Here is an 18,818-nt window from a genome sequence, read left to right on the forward strand (position 1 = left end):
TCGCCTTGCGTTACGAAAAGATTTCATGGACCACCCGCGAAGGCTGCGTCACATTGGAAAGTCGTTGCGGCAGGCCTTGGTGAAAGAACGTCAATCGTTTGTGGTCGATCCCCAATGCATGTTGCAGCGTGGCGTGCAGATCATGAGGGCTGACTTTGTCGGTGACCGCTTCGTAGCCGATCTCGTCGGTTTCGCCCAACGTGAATCCAGGTTTGACGCCGCCGCCGGCCAACCACATCGTGAACGCACCCGGGTTGTGGTCGCGTCCGATCAGTTTCATTTCTTTGCCGCCGCGATTCTCTCGCATCGGTGTGCGACCGAACTCGCCGCCCCACACCACCAACGTGTTCTCCAGCAGTCCGCGTTGGTCCAGGTCGTTCAGCAGCGCCGTCATCGGTCGATCCACTTCGTTGCAGCGATCGGTGAACCCGACGTTCAAGGCTTCGGCGGCACCGGCGCCGTGCGAGTCCCAGCCCCAGTGGAATAGCTGGATGAAGCGCACGTCGCGTTCGGCCAGCCGGCGAGCCAACAAGCAGTTGTTGGCAAACGATTCTTTGCCCGGTTCGGTCCCGTAGGCAGCATGGGTCGCGGCTGTTTCCTTGGACAGGTCGAACGCTTCGGTGGCGTGCGTCTGCATGCGGAATGCCATCTCGTACTGGGATATCCGTGTCAGCACCTCCGGATCGCCGGTCTGCTGGAAGGTTGCTTGGTTGATCTGTTCCAACGCATCGAGTGCACGCCGACGCTGTTGCCGCGACACGTCATCCGGGTTGGACAGGTACAGCACCGGATCGCCTTTGGATCGGCACTGAACGCCTTGAAACACCGATGGCAGAAATCCGGATCCCCATACGCTTTTGCCGGCCGATGGCGTTTTGCCGCCGGAGACCAAAACGATGAACCCCGGCAGATTCTCGTTCTCGCTGCCCAGCCCGTACATCGTCCAAGCACCGAAGGATGCCGAGCCGAGGTTTTGGTTGCCGGTGTGAAGCAGCAACTGCGCCGGGGCATGATTGAACTGTGTCGTCTGCATCGACTTGATGAAGCAGACTTTGTCGACGACCGATTGGAATTGTGGCAGTCGGTCCGAAACCCAAGCGCCGCTGTCGCCATACTGTTGGAACGGGAACTGGGGGCCGAGCATCTTGGGAACGCCCTGGATGAACGCAAACCGTTTCCCCTCTAAAAAACTGGTCGGCGTGTCTTGTCCATCCAGCGATTGCAGGTCCGGCTTGTAATCAAACAGTTCCATCTGGCTGGGGCCACCCGCCATGTGCAGGAAGATCACGCGTTTCGCACGGGCGGGAAAGTGCGTTCCCAGGTGGCGATCGTTGGCCGCGATCAGCGGTTGATTCTGGCCGCTGCCGAGCCACATTCCGGCCAGTCCGAGGGAACAGTCCTTCAGGAAATGGCGTCGAGTCGCCCAGCGGGCCACGCCGGCGCGGATCGAATCGCGGTCCTGATTCGGGTGGTTGATGTCGCTCATTTGGTCAGTGCCTTGTCCAGGTTCAAGATCGTGTTGGCGACGATGCTAAGGGTGGGGAGGTCGATGTCGTCGTTGTTGTCGGCCCCATCATCGCTGGATGACGTCGGTGGGCTGCGAAGATCGGTGTACAGCGACAGCAGTGCGGATCGTTCTAGATCGTTCGGCGTCTGGCTGGTCACGCTGCGGAACATGGAATCGATCGCTACTTCGACCGATTCGCCGGATTGATCGATGGCGTTTTTTGCCAGTGCTGCCGAACACTCTTGATAGACAGGGTCATTCAGCGTCACAAGAGCTTGCAGCGGAGTGTTGGTGTCCAGTCGACGGGCCGAACAGAGGTCACGAGTCGGTGAGTCGAATGTCAAGAAACTCGGGTACGGGCTGGTCCGACGCCAATACGTGTAAAGGGCTCGCCGGTAGCGTTGGTCGCCTTCGGATGTCTTCCACTGTGCCCCGCTGTAAACGGCTTGCCAGACACCGTCGGGTTGCGGTGGCATCACCGAGGGGCCGCCGGATTCGTCGGACAGTAGTTGGGACGCAGCCAGTGCTTGGTCGCGAATCATTTCGGCCGACAGTCGCGTGCGTGGGCCGCGAGCAAAGTAGCGGTTCCGTGGATCGACCGCCATGTTTTGATCGGACGCGTCGTGGGTTTGACGATAGGTGGACGACAGGACGATGTCGCGAAGCAGTGGTTTCAGATGCCAGCGATGTTCGTTGCGAGCCAAGTCGGCCAAGTGATCCAGCAGCATCGGGTCGGATGGGGCCAAGCCGCTGGACCCGAAATCCTCTTCGGTCTCGACCAGGCCGCGACCGAACAGTTGAGCCCAAATGCGGTTGGCCCAAACACGTGCCGCCAACGGGTTGCCTTTGGAAACCAACCAGTTGGCGAAGTCCAACCGATTCTCGACGACCGCTGCAGCCTGTTGGTTCGGGGCCTTGGCGTCGTCGATCAGTGGGGCCGACTGGGTGAACACCGCCGGGATGCCCGGCGTTACCGCGTCGTCGCGTTCCATCCAATTGCCGCGAATGAAGGTTCGTGTGACTCGCGCCGCTTGACTGGGCCGCGATCGAACGATCGGCAACGACGCACCGGAGATCTCGTCGGCCTGTTTCTTCGCCTGGTCCAAAGCCGAAGTGAACTCGGATAGCTGCGGATTCGCCAACAATTCCGTCAACGCGGGATCGTCGGTGACGGACCAACGAAAGTCGCGTATCGGCGTCGCTAGGTTGCCCGTTGTCGATTGGCTCTGCTTCATCCGCAGTCGCAGGTTCTGATGATCGGCAAGCTTCACCGGTTCCTTGAAGATGAAACACGCCCAACGCCGGTCGTTCAGTTTCGGGTGCTCGCCCACGCCGCCGGAGTTGCCCTGCAGCGAATCGCGAGGATCCGTTGACTGAGTCAACGCATCGACAAACACGTCGGCGATCGCAATGTCCGTCGATTTTTCTTGGTCGCCTTGGTTGTCGACCACGGCCACGCGCAGGTGAGTCAGCAATGATCCCTGTCCCGGTGCATTGCCCGGGTCGGGGAAAATCTCTAGTCGGATTCCCGTGATCGTGTCGCCATCGATTGCCGATTCGGCGTTCTCGTCCGGCGATGTCGGTCCAGCCAAATCGATGGTGTACTCCACACCGACCGGGAAGGTTCCCGATGCGGTTTGGACGTGGTCATCGTTGATCTTTAGCTTTCCACCAGACGACGTGGCGTTGGTGGGGGTGGCGGGCGTCCACGGGGTGTCGCCGCAGCGCTGGCGACCGAAGTCGTTGCGTCGCTGGCGAGCGCTTTCATATTCGCGTTGGACCGTGAAAGCGTGTTCGATGTCGTCGGGGTTCGTCGGGACTTTGAACGTGGGGTAGTCGTCGGGAAGATCGGCGTCCAGCGAACTGTCGAACAACGCCATGCATCGGTAGTACTCGTCGTGTTCCAACGGATCGTAGGGGTGCGAATGACATTGGACGCATCCAAACGTGGTTGCCTGCCAGACGGTCCAGGTGGTGTTGACCCGGTCGATGATCGCGGCAACGCGGAACTCCTCGTCGTCGGTGCCGCCTTCCGTGTTGGTTTGGGTGTTGCGATGAAAGGCGGTGGCGATCAAATCGTCGGCGGTGGGGTCGGGCAGCAGATCGCCAGCGAGTTGTTTGATGGTGAATTCATCGTAGGGCATGTCGCGGTTGAATGACCGGATTAGCCAGTCGCGATAGGGCCACATGTCGCGGTGCGGATCTTTTTCGAAACCCATCGAATCGGCATACCGGGCCAGGTCCATCCACATCGATGCCCAGCGTTGGCCGTATTGGGGGCTGGCCAGCAGTCGATCGACTTCGGCGGCATAGATTTGGTCGCGGGCGGCTTCATTGGCGGCGGATTTGCACGCCGATTCGAACGCACCGATCTGTGCGGGCGTTGGCGGCAATCCCGTCAGGTCCAGCGACACGCGCCGCAGCCACTGGTTCGGCGGGGCCGGGGGCGATGGGGACAGCCCCTGTTGGGTTCGTTTGGTTTCGACGAACAGGTCCAGTTTCTTTTTGGCCCAGGAAGATTCGGCCACCGCAGATGGCGAATCGCCTGGCACCGCCGGCGCATCAAGTTTCAGTGGCGCCATCGACCACAGATCACCCCACTTTGCACCTTCGCTGATCCAACGCCGCAGCGTTTCGACGTCTTCGGCCGGCAGCGGTTCGGGGTGTTCGTCCGCCGGCGGCATCCGCATGTCGGCATCGTCGGTCGTGATCCGCTGGATCAAAATCGATTCATCGGGTTCACCCGGTTCGACGATCCATCCATCGGGCGGCAGGACGCGGTCGGCGTAGACGAACGAGACATCACCGGCCTGCTTCACACCGCCATGGCAAGACGTGCAGTATTGGATCAGGATCGGTCGGACGTCGCGATTGAAGTCAATCGGTTCGTGCTCGGCGGCCCCGGCATGGCTGGCAGGCGTCGAGACTGCGACAGCGATGATCAGGCCGAAAAAAGCTGCAATTCGCATGAGCGTCGATGAGTGGATGGTGGGGTGGGCGGCGAGGATCGCATTGTAACCGAATCCGGTCGCTTTCCGATGTTTTCCCTCAGCACCGAATTTTGCCGGGACCGCAGGGGGGGGGGCGGCAGCGCACGGGCGTTGCCAGGAAACGGATGGGAGGACAATCGCGCGAGACGATTCGATTCGAGACGATTCGATTCGATTCGAGGGGGACGGGCCTGACGCGTGGTCGATGCATGGCTGTCGACCGATCCAGCATTCGATACGATTGTTGCATGAACCAATTCTTTCAAGCACTCGACCCCGATTCGATCCAGACTCATGCCAAGGGCCCCAGTGGTTCGCTACCGCTTTCGGACGAAATCCTTCGTCAGTGGACTAGCGGCGACATCTTTGGGCTGACCCAAAGTGTGGGCATGGGCTTTGATCCACGCCGCGTTCTCGGTGACCAGTTCCTGATTCTTAGCACCCAGGGTGGCGTTCGGGCGCCCGATGGGACGCCGATCGCGCTGGGATACCACACCGGACACTGGGAAGTCGGTTTGTTGGTGCAGGCGGCCGCCGAACAGATCTGCAAACACGAAGGCGTCCCTTTTGCGGCCTTCGTCAGTGACCCCTGCGATGGCCGTTCCCAAGGCACCAAAGGGATGTTCGATTCACTGCCCTATCGCAACGATGCTGCGATGGTGATGCGGCGTTTGATTCGTTCCCTGCCACAGCGCAAGGGCGTTATCGGCGTGGCGACCTGCGACAAGGGGTTGCCAGCGATGATGATGGCGCTTGCCGGCACCGGGCACCTTGCCAATGTGATTGTTCCCGGCGGTGTCACGTTGCCGCCCTCAGTCGGGGAAGATTCGGGTAAGGTCCAGACGATCGGTGCGCGATACACTCGCGGCGAGATGAGTTTGGAAGAGGCGTCATTGGAAGGTTGCCGATCCTGTGGAACCCCCGGTGGTGGATGTCAGTTCCTGGGGACTGCGGCCACCAGCCAAGTGGTCGCCGAAGCGATGGGGATGACGGTGCCGCACGCGGCGCTTGCGCCCAGCGGTCAACCGATCTGGACTCAACTGGCACGCGATTCGGCGGACGCTTCGCACGGCATGGTCCAGCGTGGCGAAACGATGTCAGACATTTTGACGGACGACGCACTGTTCAATGCGATGTTGATTCATGCCGCGGTCGGTGGCAGCACGAACCTGCTGTTGCACATCCCCGCGATCGCACACGCCGCCGGTCTGAAACGCCCTGACGCGGCCGCGTTTCGCGAAATCAATCGGATGGTGCCACGGTTTGTCGACTGTTTGCCCAACGGACCGGTCGGCCATCCAACGGTGCGATTGTTCCTGGCCGGCGGCGTTCCCGAAGTCGCTTGGCACCTGCGAAATCTAGGGCTATTGAAGACTCAGGCCCGTACCGTCGCTGGGATGACCTGGGACGAAATCTTGGATCAATGGGAATCCTGCGAACGTCGCCAAGTTTGCCGCGACCGTTTACGCGATGCCGACGGGATCGATCCCGACGAAGTCATCATGACTCCCAAGGTTGCCAAAAGTCGTGGTTTGACCAGCACCGTGTGCTTCCCGTCGGGCAATCTGTGTCCCGAAGGTTCGGTGATCAAAGCGACGTCCATCGACCCTACCGTGATCGACGCCGATGGTGTGTACCGAAACCGTGGCCGGGCGCGAGTGTTCGTGTCCGAACGCGACGCGATCGCAGCGATCAAGGGCCAATCGGAACCCGCGATCCAAGCCGGGGACGTGATTGTGTTGATCGGCCGTGGACCGATCGGATGCGGGATGGAAGAGACTTACCAGATCACGTCAGCACTGAAATATCTGTCGTTTGGAAAACAAGTGGCGTTGGTGACGGACGCTCGGTTTTCGGGGGTCAGCACCGGTGCGTGCATCGGGCACGTCGGCCCCGAAGCGTTGGCGGGTGGTCCGATCGCCAAAGTTCGTGACGGCGACGTGATCGATATTCTGATCGATCGCAACGAACTGACCGGCCACGTGAATCTGGTCAGCTCGGACGATTCGATGACGGCCGAAGAAATATTGGCCAGCCGGACTGCGCACCCCGATTTGCAGGTGGAACCCGACATGCCCGAGGACACTCGGTTGTGGGCCGCCCTGCAACAGGCTGGCGGTGGGACCTGGGGCGGCTGCGTGTATGACGTCGACGAAATCGTCCGCCGGCTCACCAAGGATTCCTAGGCGTTCATCGACCGATTCAATCCAGCGCGAAGCTCCCGTGTCTCACTTCTAACGTCGTGGACTTTGCCAGACGTCCCCCCCTTTGTATCCCCAAGTTTCGGTCATTCAAACGGCTGATTCCGCGGGGAATTCGGCGAACTGAACCGCTCGCGATTCCGGCCCGTCCGTTCGTGGGGGGGCCTGGGGCCGGCTGCCGGCGGAATCTAACACGGCCCATCTGGCCCCACGAAGGCGGCTACGGTTGGGATCGGCCCGCTTAGGATTCCGCCCTTGCGGGTCGGCATTTTGGCGTGATAATCGACGCCTATCGAAAAACTAACCGCTTCCCGATTCATTACAGAACAGGTATCCGTCATGCCTTTGGTCCCACTTCGTGTTGTCCTCGATCACGCCGCCGAAAATAACTACGGCGTCGCTGCATTCAACGTCAACAACATGGAACAAATCCAGTCGATCATGGAAGCGGCTGAAGAAACCGATTCGCCGGTCATCATTCAGGCTTCCCGCGGTGCCCGCGCCTACTCGCAAGACGCTTACCTGCGTCACCTGATGATCGCAGCGACGGAACTGTACCCGCACATTCCAATCGTCATGCACCAGGACCACGGCAACAGCCCTGCGACCTGCCAGTCGGCGATCGACAACGGTTTCACCAGCGTCATGATGGACGGCTCGCTGAAGGAAGACGGCAAGACCCCAGCCGACTATGACTACAACGTGAAGGTCACGTTGGAAGTCGTCAAAGCGGCTCACGCCCAAGGCGTCAGCGTCGAAGGCGAACTCGGTTGCCTAGGATCGCTGGAATCCGGCGAAGGCGAACAAGAAGACGGTCACGGTGCTGTCGGCGAATTGACTCACGATCAACTGCTGACCGATCCCGACGAAGCACAACGTTTCGTCGAAGAAACCGGCGTGGATGCGTTGGCCGTCGCCATCGGCACCAGCCACGGTGCGTACAAGTTCACCAAGAAGCCAACCGGCGAAGTCTTGGCAATGGACCGAATCGAAGCGATTCACGCCAAACTGCCCAACACGCACTTGGTCATGCACGGATCCAGCAGCGTTCCGCAAGAACTGCAAGACATCATCAACCAGTTCGGCGGCAAGATGAAGCAAACCTACGGCGTGCCCGTCGAAGAAATTCAACGCGGTATCAAGAGCGGTGTTCGTAAGATCAACGTCGATACTGACTGCCGAATGGCCATCACCGGTGCGATCCGCAAGGTGTTGACCGAAGATCCAGGTGCATTCGACCCACGTGCTTATCTGAAACCAGCTCGCGTGGCCATGAAGAACGTCTGCGTCGCTCGCATGACCGCCTTCGGCCAAGCCGGTAACGCATCGAAGCTGCGTGCTTCGATGGGCACCACCGCTTAGTTCGGTACCGCTTATCAGGTCGGCGACTCTTTGATTCGCCGTTTGGACAGTCGCAGGTCATTGATTTCGTGATCCGCGACGCGTCAGCGGCCGGGAATCTTCCGCCCGCGAAAACGCCCAATACGAAGCCGCGTCGTTTCCGTCGACGCGGTTTTTTCATGCGCGGCCAGGTGCCCGTGCGTTGACTTATCAGTGGTTCCCGTTGATTTGGGTGACGCCAGAGAGGTTTGTGACGTTGAAGACCTTTTCCAAGCTGATCGATGCGTTGGACCATCAGGTTGCCATGCGTGGTGATGGTGATGCGGTGGTCGCATGGGACCGCGACGCAGGCCAATGGAAACGGGCGACATGGCAGCAGTTGGCCGATCAGGTCCAGGATCGGTCGCAGCAGTTCGAAGGTCAGTCGGCGATCGTCGTCCCGTCGGATCATTCGTACCAGCAGATCGTGGACGTCTTGGCTGTGATGCGGTCCGGCGGCTGCGAAATTTCGGTCGATGGAAGGCTGGCCCCCCAGGTTCAACAGGACCTGATCGCGCGTGCGATGCGTGCCCCGATCGAACCGGACGTCGCGTTGGTGTTGTTCACCAGCGGCACGACGGGCACGCCCAAGGGCGTGATGTTGACGGATGCCAATCTGGTCGGCAACGCGGCCGCCAAGCTACAGGCGGTGCCACAGCGTCCCTGGGAAAGCAGCCCCAGATGCCCCAGCGGCTCGGGCAGCGCGGGCAACTCGGTCGGCGCGGGCGGGGACGTGCGATTGACGATGTTGCCGATCTCGCACGCCTATGCGCGAACCTGCGATCTGGGCACGTGGCTGCTAAGCGGTTGCACATGGGCGGTCACGATGGGGTACGAAGGGCTGCGCCATTTGGCGCCCATCGTTCGTCCGACCCTGGTCAACACGGTGCCGGCGACCGCATATCGGATCTTGGACGAAGGTTTGGAGCCGCTGGGGCTGGACCGTTTACGGTTGCTCGGATGCGGTGGTGCTGCGATTTCAGTCGACGCATTCCAGCAATTTGGACAGCTTGGTGTGACCGTGATCCAAGGCTACGGTCTGACCGAAACGGGACCGGTGATCTGCAGTGCGACGCCCGACAATGCCCGGCCGGGAATGGTGGGCGATTTTGTCGATGGCTGGGAACATCAGATTCGCGGTGGCGAACTATTCGTGCGTGGGCCGCACGTCATGAAAGGCTACTGTGGTGACGCGGCGGCGACTGCACTGAAGATCGACAGCCAGGGATGGTTGCGAACCGGCGACTTGGTCCAGCATGATCAAGCAAGCGGCCAGCTGCGGATCCTGGGGCGATCCGACGATGTGATCGTGATGGACAACGGTCGAAAGATTTCACCCAGCTGGATCGAACGTGATGTCCAGCGAATCGCGGGAGTGCGAAACGCATTGCTGGTGTGGCGAGGTGCGTTGGAATTGTGGATCGATTGGGATCCACAGGCCAGCGGAGCGGCAGCCGATCCCAACGATCCGGTGCGTGCGGTGTTGCAGCAATACCCCGAGGCCAAGCGAGCCAGTATCCACCGATTCAACCCGCCGCTATCACGCGATGACGGAGAACTGACGGCCAAGGGAACGCACTGTCGACAGCGGGTCCTACAGAACCGATTGGGTCACGGCGGGTAGCCAGACGCTGCTGGTGCCATGCCGGCAATCGCAACCGCGATTTCTAGCCACGAAGTGGCGATAGCTGATTGCCGGTGGTCTTGACCACCGGTACCCGGGGTCGCCGACCTTCTCCCTTTTTCCCTCGCTCGGATCGCCGCCAAAGGCGGCGATCCGAGCGAGGGGAAAAAGAAAGTAAGGTTTATCGAACCATTCCGGTGGTCAAGACCACCGGCAAAGAGCTGTCGCTGCTCCGCAGTTGATGATCCCAGGTGCAACTCGAACTCGCGTTTAAACTCGAACGTCAAGCTCACGTGCCGACGATGCGCGTGTCATCGTCGGCGACGGACCGATCGTCCCGCAGGGACTAGGCCGGGTCGTAGGCGTCGCTCCCCAGGCCGCGGCCACGTGGGATCAGCATGCACATCAGGATCCCTAGCATGTACAGGAATACCAACGGGATCGCCAACGCTACCATGCTGGTCACGTCGGCTGGGGTGACGACCATGGCGATCACAAAGATCACCAGCACGGCGACTTTCCAGCTGTCGACGTAGGCCTGCGTTTCCAGGATTCCGATTCGCTGAACAAACAGCATCACCAGGGGCAGTTGGAACGCGATGCCAAACCCAAGCGGCAGCATCAGCACGAAGTTGACGTAGTACGAAAGCCGCGGCTCGATCGCCACTTCCATCGATCCATTGAATGCCAACAGAAAGGCAAGCACGTAGTGCAGCACCAAGAAAAACGCCAACACGACGCCTGATATAAACAGCACCACGCTTAGCGGAAGGTAGATGTACACGTACCGTCGTTCATGGTCGTGCAGTCCCGCGGCCACAAACGCCCAGATGTGATAGAAGATCATCGGGGATGCAAAGATGGCGCCGACGATCAGCCCCGCTTTGACCCAGATCATGAAGGGCTCTTCCATCTTCAGCGAACTGAGCCCCGTTTTGTTTTGCCGCAACTGTAGTCGTGGTTGCAGCTGGCTCGGATCGGGAAGCGACCCCAAAATGTCGGCCAGTTGTCGAGGTTCGACGGTGACCTGTTCCAGCGGGGCATCGAGGCCTGCGCTGGCGGCGTCACCGCTTTGCGCGGATGTCGTAGCGGACGGGATGATCAGCGAATCCATCGTCAGCTTTTGGAATTCCTCGGGGACGTCGTAGACAATTTCGGCGATCAGCGAACCGCCGGCCAGGAACGTACGCAGCGGTTGGACTTCGTCGGCATGCGGGTCGTATCCCATTTGGTGCAGGTCCCGGTCCGCCTGGAATTCGCGGATCGCGCTTTCCAGCGGCCGTTGGATGAACAGGATGACCGAGTCGGCAAAGAACAGCCCAATGATCAATCCGCCCGCCAGCCACAAGATGGCTTTCACCAAGCACTGACGCAGTTCATCCAGGTGTTCCCCGAATGTCATGGTCGAGTTATCAAACAGGTCGTCTTTGGGGCGAGCCAATCGGTCCACGTATCGTCTCTCACATCGGCCAAACTCGAAGATCTGGCGACAAAGAAGGTTGAGGTAGGTTTCTGGGCAATTTTGCGGGAAAAATCCGCGTTGGGGCCTCGCGAAAACGAGGTAGTCTCTCAATATAACAGCCCAAGTCGAAAACGCTCGTACTGCTGGGCTATCGAAAGAGTCTATTTCGCTGCTGTCACCGAAAAAATCATTTCAATGCAACCATATCCACTGTCGTTCCGGCCCGTTCTAAAACAGACCATCTGGGGTGGACGCCGTTTGGGGTCACTTTTGGGCAAACCCATCGGCAGCGACGAAAATTATGCCGAAAGCTGGGAAATCGTCGATCACGGCGATGATCAAAGCGTTGTCACCGACGGCGACTTGGCTGGTCAGACCCTGGCCCAAGTGATCGCCGGCCATCGCCAATGGCTGTTGGGGGATCAGGTGCCCCAGGGATCGTTCCCCCTGCTGCTGAAATATCTGGATTGCAACCGCGTGTTGTCCGTTCAGGTCCACCCGGATGATGCCTACGCCAAACAGATGCCTCAGCCCGATCTGGGGAAGACCGAAGCCTGGTACATCGTCGCGTCGGATCCCGGTAGCCAAATTTACGCCGGATTGAAGTCCGGCGTCGACCAATCGACGCTGCGGGAGGCGATCGCGGCGGGCCAGACCGAAGAAACGCTTCACACGTTTCATCCCGAGGTTGGCGATATCGTCTTTATCCCGGCCGGGACCGTGCACGCCTTGGGATCCGGGTTGGTGGTGGCCGAAATCCAACAGTCCAGCGACACCACGTTTCGATTGTTCGACTGGAACCGAGTCGACGATGCCGGAAATGGCCGGCCTCTGCACATCCAATCCAGTTTGGAAGTGACCGATTATCAGCGCGGACCAGTCGCGGCGGTCCGCTGTGATGCTCTGGCCACCGGCTGGCAAACGATGGTCAGCTGCGACAAATTTGTGCTGAACGTTCTGTTGGGGGGCACCGACACCATCGGCGGGGACGGTCGATTCCACCTGGTCACGGTCCCCCGCGGTCGGGCGACGCTGGTCGACGGAAACCGAAGATATCCGCTGGAAACCGGGGCGACCGTGATGCTGCCGGCGGCGATGGGAGCCTGCGGGATTTCGGTTTCGGCGCCCGATTCGACCGTGCTGGCGTCGCATTTGCCCGATTGAACCGAATGACCGCTACCGGGGAAAACGTTTTGAAGCTTTACGGCGACGTCCGCTAGCCCAGGCTGGGGCCTCTGTCCGATTGCTATCAAATAGACCTTGGTGTGTTTCTGTGGCTCGCTTTGGTCGGATCGCTCTTACGGCGGCTGGCGTTTGGTTCGTATGATCGCCAGTCGGGATCGCGAGATCGATGCCCTTCCCTCGCTTTCCTGTGGAACGTTTGCCATGACGAATGATCGGACTTCATTCCCGCTGGGCCTCGTATGGGCCATTTTGCTTGTCGGGCTGGTATCCGGTTGCCGTGGCGGATGGTTGCCGCCTGCGGGAACGATGAACCAGCAACAAGCCAACGCGATCGCACATGATCCATTCCCGCAGCAAGCGGTCGGGCCGAGTGATCTGGGGGCTCGCCCACCGGACTACCAACAGCCTCTGCCTGCCCCGGTCAGCAACCGATTGGTCCCGGATTCGATGCCCTGGCTGGGCCGCTAAGGATCCATCTCCACTGAACGTTCGGGCAAATGGCGTAGCGGAAGTCGTCAAGACTTTCGTGAATTACAGCGTCCAGATCGTCTCTTTACGAATTTCAGGCATGGAGAAAAGACCAAAAGAAGTTCGAGTTCGAGTTTAAGTTCGAGTTTAAGTTTTCGGGCCGTCATTTCTGCCTGCAACTTAAACTCGAACTCGAACTCGAACTTTCCTTCTCGGCGCAAGAATCCTGGCCTCGCCAGCGGGTGGTCTCTACACCCAATTGCTAATTCTCGGCTCCCACTTGCACTGATTTTCCTGCTAAATTGCCGAGCCACTACGTTCCGAGGCCAAGGTTTGGTAGGTTGGGTTGATTCCATCCGGTCCATTTCGCAAGTCAATCATGCCTCGCAAGAACGCTAAAAAACGTCCCGCCAAGTCCGCCAGTTCACCCACGGCCCAGCGGCTGCAGCGAGTTTTGGCCGGTGCGGGGTTCGGTTCACGCCGCCAATGCGAGGAACTGATCGAAGCTGGCCGCATCCACATCGATGGCGTGGTTGCCGACAAGTTGGGCACGACGGTCGATCCCGACGTCAGCAAAATCTTGGTCGATGGCGTCGCCCTACGCAAACAAAAGACCGTGTATTACGCGGTCAACAAGCCTGTCGGCGTGGTCACCACCAACCGTGACCCGCAGGGGCGACCGCGAGTGGTGGACCTGGTGCCGCCGGACGAACGCGTCTTTCCCGTCGGCCGATTGGACCTCAGCAGCGAGGGGCTGATCCTGCTGACCAACGATGGTGAACTGTCCCAAAAATTGACTCACCCCAGCATCGGTGTTCGTAAGGTTTATCGCGTTGTCGTGGCTGGCAAGGTCGAAAACGAAACGATGCGGAAGATGCGTCAGGGCATGTACATCGCCGAAGGTTTTGTACAGGTCGACGGAGCCAAGTTGGTGAAGGCCCGTTCGCGTGCGACGGAATTGGAAATCACGCTTAGCGAAGGCAAAAACCGCGAAATTCGCCGGATCCTGGCGCGGCTGGGACACAAGGTCCAACAGCTGAAACGGATCGCCGTTGGCCCGTTGCGACTCGGCGACGTACCACCGGGGGCTTACCGGGTGCTGCGACGCGAAGAGGTCGACAAACTGTGGTCGGCGGTCGAGGCGGCCGAAAAGGAATCCGCGTCCCGACCACCCAAGAAAAAGGCTCCCGCATCAGCGGCGAAGGGTCGCGCGGTCAAAAAGAAGTTCCCGACGAAGTCGGCGGGGCCATCAACCCGTGGCCCAGCGACCCGTGGCCCAGCAACCCGTGGCCCAGCAACCAAGAAGACGGGATCTCGGACCACTGCATCACGCAGTTCGGGAACCAAGCCGGACGGCATCCCAAAGGGCACCCGCAAGCCAACCCGAGCGGCTGCTGGCGAAGCGCCCAAGTCGTTCCAGTTGCCGGCCAAGGCGTCGACCGGCGGCATGGTCATTGGTGGGGATGCCAAGCCGATCGTCGACAAGACCAAGCAAAAAGAACATGTCGTCAAGCCGCGTCCCAAGGGCGCCAAGCGAAAAGAGGCGACCGGTGGCGATGCGGATAGCCGATCCGGTGCTGCAAAGTCGGGTGCTGGGAAGCGCAGAACCGGCCGAGGATTCAAAGGAAAGGCTGGCGGCGGTCGGCCCAACAACCAACGACGAACGAAGAAACGCTAAGCGATGTCAAAACTGCATGCTGACCACTATGCCGACGCGATGACACAGGTCGACGCGGCGATCATTGAAAACGAACTGGTCGGCGAACAAACTTACCGCGTCCGGTTGGCCGCGCCCGCGATCGCTGCGTCCGTGGTGCCCGGCCAATTTGTGATGATCCGGCTGAAGGGCCTGAATTCGCCGCTGATCGGTCGCGCCTTGGCTGTCTACGATGTGGTCTCGGATGCCTCGGGGGATCCACACTTCATCGATTTGGTGTATCTGAAAAAGGGCGTGCTGACGACGGCTTTGGCCGCATCCCAAGTCGGCACCGAAGTCACTCTTTGGGGCCCGCTTGGCAACGGTTTTTCGAACCGAACCTGCGACCGGTTGATCATGGCCGTCGGCGGGATCGGACAAACACCGATGCTGTTGTTGGGGCAGGAAGCGATCGGATCGCGGACCTTCGGACTCAATCGCGATAGCGGCTGGGCCACCAGTGCTGAATTGATCTACGGCGCCCGCCGATCCAGTTTATTGGCCGGCGTGGAAGATTTTCAGGCGGCTGGTTTCGATGTCACGTTGTGCACCGACGATGGTTCGGTGGGCCAGCAGCGATTGGTGCCAGATGTCTTGGCGGATCGGCTGCGTGATATCCCGCCGGGGACGTCGGTGCGAGTGGTGACCTGCGGCCCCGAGATCATGATGCAGAAGGTTTCCCAGGCCTGTGCAGCGGCCGGTGTCGATTGCCAGGTATCGATGGAAACGCCGATGGCGTGCGGCATCGGCATCTGTTTCTCCTGCGTCGCCCAAGTCCGCCAAGACAACGGAGAATGGGATTACAAACGGACCTGTGTCGAAGGCCCGATCTTTGACGCCGAAAAGATCTGCTGGGAATAACCGCCGAGTGGTCTGGGACACCTTGGCTTTAGGGGGCGGCACCGTTAGCCGTTTTGACGCCAGCGGGTTGTCGGTTTAGTAACCCGCTGCGTGAGCGAGGGATTCGATGGGATCCCTCGCTCACGCTTCGGGTTGTGATGGGATCCCTCGCTCACGCGTCGGGTTGTGATTTGCGCGCGAAGTTCAGGGAAACGACTAAATCAACAGGCTGCTAGCCACGGTTCTTACCGACAGCCCACAACCGCTTCACCCCGACATGAAAGCGGGGGTGAAGCAACGATGGCCAGCTAATTGTTACGGCTTGGGTGCTGCGGCTGCCATCACTTCTAGGTCGTCTCGGCTGACTCGGTTGCAGAAATCGCCGAACGATTCGCCGGCATCCCGATTCGCTTTGTAGGCCGCAAAGACCGCGACCATTTCGTCGACGATGATGTCGTCGGGCACTAGGTCCTTGTAGACGAAGGCCATTCGGTTTCCCAACCAACCGCCACCGACGAACAGCGTGTACTTGCCCTTGGCTTTGCCGACCAACGCCATGTCGGCGTTGTACGGTCGGGCGCAACCATTGGGGCAACCCGTCATGCGGATCGTGAAGCGTTCTTTTTCCAGGCCCAACTTGGCCAGCGGTTGTTCCAGTCCATCGATGATCGATGGCAGTCGTCGTTCGCTTTCGGTGATCGCAAGTCCGCAGGTGGGCAGTGCCACACAGGACATCGACCAGCGCCGGACCGTGCTGGTTTCTTCGGTCGTTGGGATGTGGTGTTCTTTGATCAGGCCGATCAGTTTGTCTTTGTCCGATTCGGCGATGTCCGTGAAGATCACGCTCTGGTGGCCCGTCATTCGAATTTCAGATTTGAATTCGTGACAGACCGCACGCAGTCCGGCCTTCAGTTGGTGTTTGTCGTCGTCATACAGGCGGCCGTTTTCGATGTTCAATCCATAGGACCATTTGCCATCGCCCTGGTCTTGCCAGCCCATGTGGTCGTCGACTTCGTGCACATCGTCTTCGGTGCAGTCGGCTAGTTTTTCGCCGTAGTACTTTTCGACTTCGGCGCGGAACTTCTCGACACCCCAATCGGCGATCACGTATTTCAGCCGAGCGATCTTGCGGTCGGCGCGGTTGCCATTGTCACGTTGAACTTTCAGCACGCACTGGCAAACCCCGATCACCTGTTCCGGGGTCGCAAACGCCATTCGCTTGGCCAATGCCGGGAACGTTTTGGCGGCCGACGGTGTGGTGCCCATGCCGCCACCGACTAAGACGTTGTATCCGATCACGTTTCCGTCACGGACGACGGCCAGCAATCCCAGGTCCTGGGTGTAAACGTCGATGCAGTTGTCGTCGGGAAGGGCGATACCGATCTTGAATTTACGAGGCAGGTATGTCGAACCGTACAGCGGTTCCACCGGGTCACCACTCAGTTCGCCATGGACGGCTGCGTCCGGATCGGGACCACCGCCTGCGAGCGACTTTTCGCCCGAATCGGTATCGGTGATCCAAAGTTCGTGATAGGCCTTGGTTTGTGGCGCCATCGCTGGCACCAGTTTGTCGGTCAGGGCTTGGATCTGTGCGTGCACGTTGCTGCTGTGCTTGGCCGGGCAGCACATGATGTTGCGGTTCACGTCGCCACAGGCGGCCAAGGTCGAAAGGGCCAGCTTGTTGATGCGGTCGATGGTTGGACGCAGGTCGTCTTTGACGATGCCGTGCAGCTGGATCGTTTGACGAGTGGTCACCTTCATCGTCGCATTGCCGAATTCTTCGCACAGATCCAGCATCGACAAGAATTGCTGAGACGTGATTCGTCCGCCGGGAATCCGCAGGCGAAGCATCATCGAATAAGCTTTCCCCCCACCCGACTTTTTGGCCGTCAGCCGCGCATCTCGGTCGTCCTGTTGGTACGAGCCGTGGAACTTCAACAACTGCAAATTGTCTTTGTTGAAGTGATCGATCGGTTCACTGATCTCTTCGCCGATCGTGCCTTTCAGGTAGGCGCTGGCCTCTTTGATTTTTTCGACGGGGCTTAATTTCGGTGTGTCGGTAGACATCGAGACACAAATCCTGTGTGATTTCGTTTTCGAGGGTAGGCCTGGCATGGCCGGGCGAGGCGATTGTCCGAACGTTGCTCGGATCCAAGGCGGATGCGTTAGAGTTTCCGCAGACCCTGCCTTCACCGCAACTATACAGGTCGCCGCCATTTCTCACTATGGCGATCATTTTCGACGCTTTTGATGGGTACCACTGATGACAGCCAAGCTATTGGACGGCAAACGCATTGCCGCCGAAATCCGTGATGAAGTGGCCGAGCAAGTGCGACAGTTTGTCCAGGCGGGCGGTCCGACGCCCTGTTTGGTCGCTGTCCTTGTTGGGGAAGACCCAGCTAGCCAGGTGTATGTTCGCAATAAATCTCGGGCTTGCGAGAAGTCAGGGATCGAGGGACGGACGATGCGGTTGCCCGCAAGCACCACTCAGGACGAACTGGTCGACGTCGTTCGCGGGCTCAACCAAGACGATTCGGTTCACGGGATTCTGGTCCAGTTGCCGCTGCCGGCCGACGGCAATGGCGGATCCGGATTCGACGAACGATCCATTTTAGACACCGTCGATCCTCGCAAAGATGTCGACGCATTTTCGCCGGTGAACGTGGGACTGCTGATGCAAGGTCGTCCCCGTTTTCTGCCCTGCACCCCACACGGGATTGTGCAGATGTTGCACCGCGAAAAAATCTCGGTCGCTGGCAAGCACGTGGTCGTGATCGGACGCAGCGACATCGTCGGCAAACCGATGGCGATGATGTTGGCCCAGCGGGACGGTTCGTGCGGGCGGGATGTCGCCAACGCAACCGTCACCATCGCTCATAGCCGGACGGCGAACCTTGCCCAGTTGTGCCGTGGGGCGGACGTCTTGATCGCTGCCGTCGGCGTGCCGGAAATGATCAGTGGCGACATGGTTGGCGACGGTGCGGTCGTGATCGACGTGGGGATCAACCGCGTCGAAGACGGCCAAGGCGGCTACAAGCTGGTCGGCGATGTCAACTTTGAACAGGCCCGCGGAAAGGCATCGGCGATCACGCCGGTACCCGGTGGTGTTGGCCCGCTGACGATCGCCATGTTGCTGCACAACACTTTGTTGGCGGCCAAGGGAATCCACGCCAAGGCATAGCCCGCGGCACCTGGTGAATGATGTCTGATGGAACGGGGCTTGGCGGAACGGGGCCTGCCGCCCAACGCCACCTACTTTACCGCTAGTCAGGTGGTTCCCCCAGCCGCGTGCGCGTTAGAGAACGTCCGGCTTGCAACAGCCTCGGAGAGGCGAAAGCATCATGCCGGTGGCCTCGGCCACCGGATTTGGCATCCCCCGAGAAGATCAAGATTGCATCCGTCATCGCTAACCGTGGGGCCCGCCCCACGGCAAAGAGCTGCCGCCGCTACGCGGCTAAGCTGAAC

Annotated in this window: 12 protein-coding genes; 8 read left to right on the top strand and 4 right to left on the bottom strand. The window is 59.8% G+C overall.

The window, feature by feature from the left end; all coding sequences use genetic code 11:
* Positions 1-10 precede the first annotated feature (10 nt).
* Positions 11-1,486: a DUF1501 domain-containing protein gene (locus tag K227x_RS06100; RefSeq protein WP_145168707.1), complete on the bottom strand. Its 1,476-nt coding sequence runs from the start codon at positions 1,484-1,486 to the stop codon at positions 11-13.
* Positions 1,483-4,476 (bottom strand): PSD1 and planctomycete cytochrome C domain-containing protein, encoded by a 2,994-nt coding sequence (locus K227x_RS06105; RefSeq protein WP_145168708.1) that lies wholly within the window; start codon positions 4,474-4,476, stop codon positions 1,483-1,485. Before K227x_RS06105 ends, K227x_RS06100 begins: the two co-directional genes overlap by 4 nt.
* A 269-nt stretch (positions 4,477-4,745) precedes the next feature.
* Between K227x_RS06105 and K227x_RS06110 the strand changes: the two genes are divergently transcribed.
* The 3 genes from K227x_RS06110 (at position 4,746) to K227x_RS06120 (ending at position 9,702) form a co-directional block, all read left to right on the top strand.
* On the top strand, positions 4,746-6,683 hold the full coding sequence (locus K227x_RS06110; RefSeq protein WP_145168709.1) for a YjhG/YagF family D-xylonate dehydratase: 1,938 nt from the start codon (positions 4,746-4,748) through the stop codon (positions 6,681-6,683).
* Positions 6,684-7,037: 354 nt separating this feature from the next.
* Positions 7,038-8,060, top strand: a complete 1,023-nt coding sequence (gene fba, locus K227x_RS06115) for a class II fructose-bisphosphate aldolase (protein WP_145168710.1) — start codon at positions 7,038-7,040, stop codon at positions 8,058-8,060.
* Positions 8,061-8,295: 235 nt separating this feature from the next.
* Positions 8,296-9,702 (top strand): AMP-binding protein, encoded by a 1,407-nt coding sequence (locus K227x_RS06120; protein ID WP_145168711.1) that lies wholly within the window; start codon positions 8,296-8,298, stop codon positions 9,700-9,702.
* A gap of 346 nt (positions 9,703-10,048) precedes the next feature.
* Here the strand turns inward: K227x_RS06120 and tatC are convergent, their stop codons facing one another.
* On the bottom strand, positions 10,049-11,152 hold the full coding sequence (gene tatC / locus K227x_RS06125) for a twin-arginine translocase subunit TatC (RefSeq protein WP_145168712.1): 1,104 nt from the start codon (positions 11,150-11,152) through the stop codon (positions 10,049-10,051).
* Between the two features lie 207 nt (positions 11,153-11,359).
* On the opposite strand from tatC, the gene K227x_RS06130 reads away from it, so the two are divergent.
* The 4 genes from K227x_RS06130 (at position 11,360) to K227x_RS06145 (ending at position 15,374) form a co-directional block, all read left to right on the top strand.
* Complete coding sequence (locus K227x_RS06130) at positions 11,360-12,328, top strand: type I phosphomannose isomerase catalytic subunit (RefSeq protein ID WP_145168713.1); 969 nt, start codon at positions 11,360-11,362, stop codon at positions 12,326-12,328.
* 222 nt (positions 12,329-12,550) lie between these two features.
* The gene (locus tag K227x_RS06135; protein WP_145168714.1) at positions 12,551-12,817 is read left to right on the top strand and encodes a membrane or secreted protein; all 267 of its coding nucleotides are present in this window, start codon (positions 12,551-12,553) and stop codon (positions 12,815-12,817) included.
* A 379-nt stretch (positions 12,818-13,196) separates the two neighbouring features.
* Complete coding sequence (locus K227x_RS06140) at positions 13,197-14,495, top strand: pseudouridine synthase (RefSeq protein WP_145168715.1); 1,299 nt, start codon at positions 13,197-13,199, stop codon at positions 14,493-14,495.
* Positions 14,496-14,498: 3 nt separating this feature from the next.
* The gene (locus K227x_RS06145) at positions 14,499-15,374 is read left to right on the top strand and encodes a dihydroorotate dehydrogenase electron transfer subunit (protein ID WP_145168716.1); all 876 of its coding nucleotides are present in this window, start codon (positions 14,499-14,501) and stop codon (positions 15,372-15,374) included.
* A 294-nt stretch (positions 15,375-15,668) separates the two neighbouring features.
* Here K227x_RS06145 and K227x_RS06150 read toward each other — a convergent pair whose 3' ends face one another.
* Entirely contained in the window at positions 15,669-17,420 is a 1,752-nt protein-coding gene (locus K227x_RS06150) for an NADPH-dependent assimilatory sulfite reductase hemoprotein subunit (RefSeq protein ID WP_145168717.1), read from the bottom strand.
* Positions 17,421-17,616: 196 nt separating this feature from the next.
* Here K227x_RS06150 and folD point away from each other — a divergent pair, with 196 nt between their 5' ends.
* Positions 17,617-18,534, top strand: coding sequence for a bifunctional methylenetetrahydrofolate dehydrogenase/methenyltetrahydrofolate cyclohydrolase FolD (gene folD / locus K227x_RS06155; RefSeq protein ID WP_145168718.1), 918 nt, complete (start codon positions 17,617-17,619; stop codon positions 18,532-18,534).
* Positions 18,535-18,818 lie beyond the last annotated feature (284 nt).

This window comes from Rubripirellula lacrimiformis, from assembly GCF_007741535.1.
In the GTDB taxonomy this organism is placed as follows: domain Bacteria; phylum Planctomycetota; class Planctomycetia; order Pirellulales; family Pirellulaceae; genus Rubripirellula; species Rubripirellula lacrimiformis.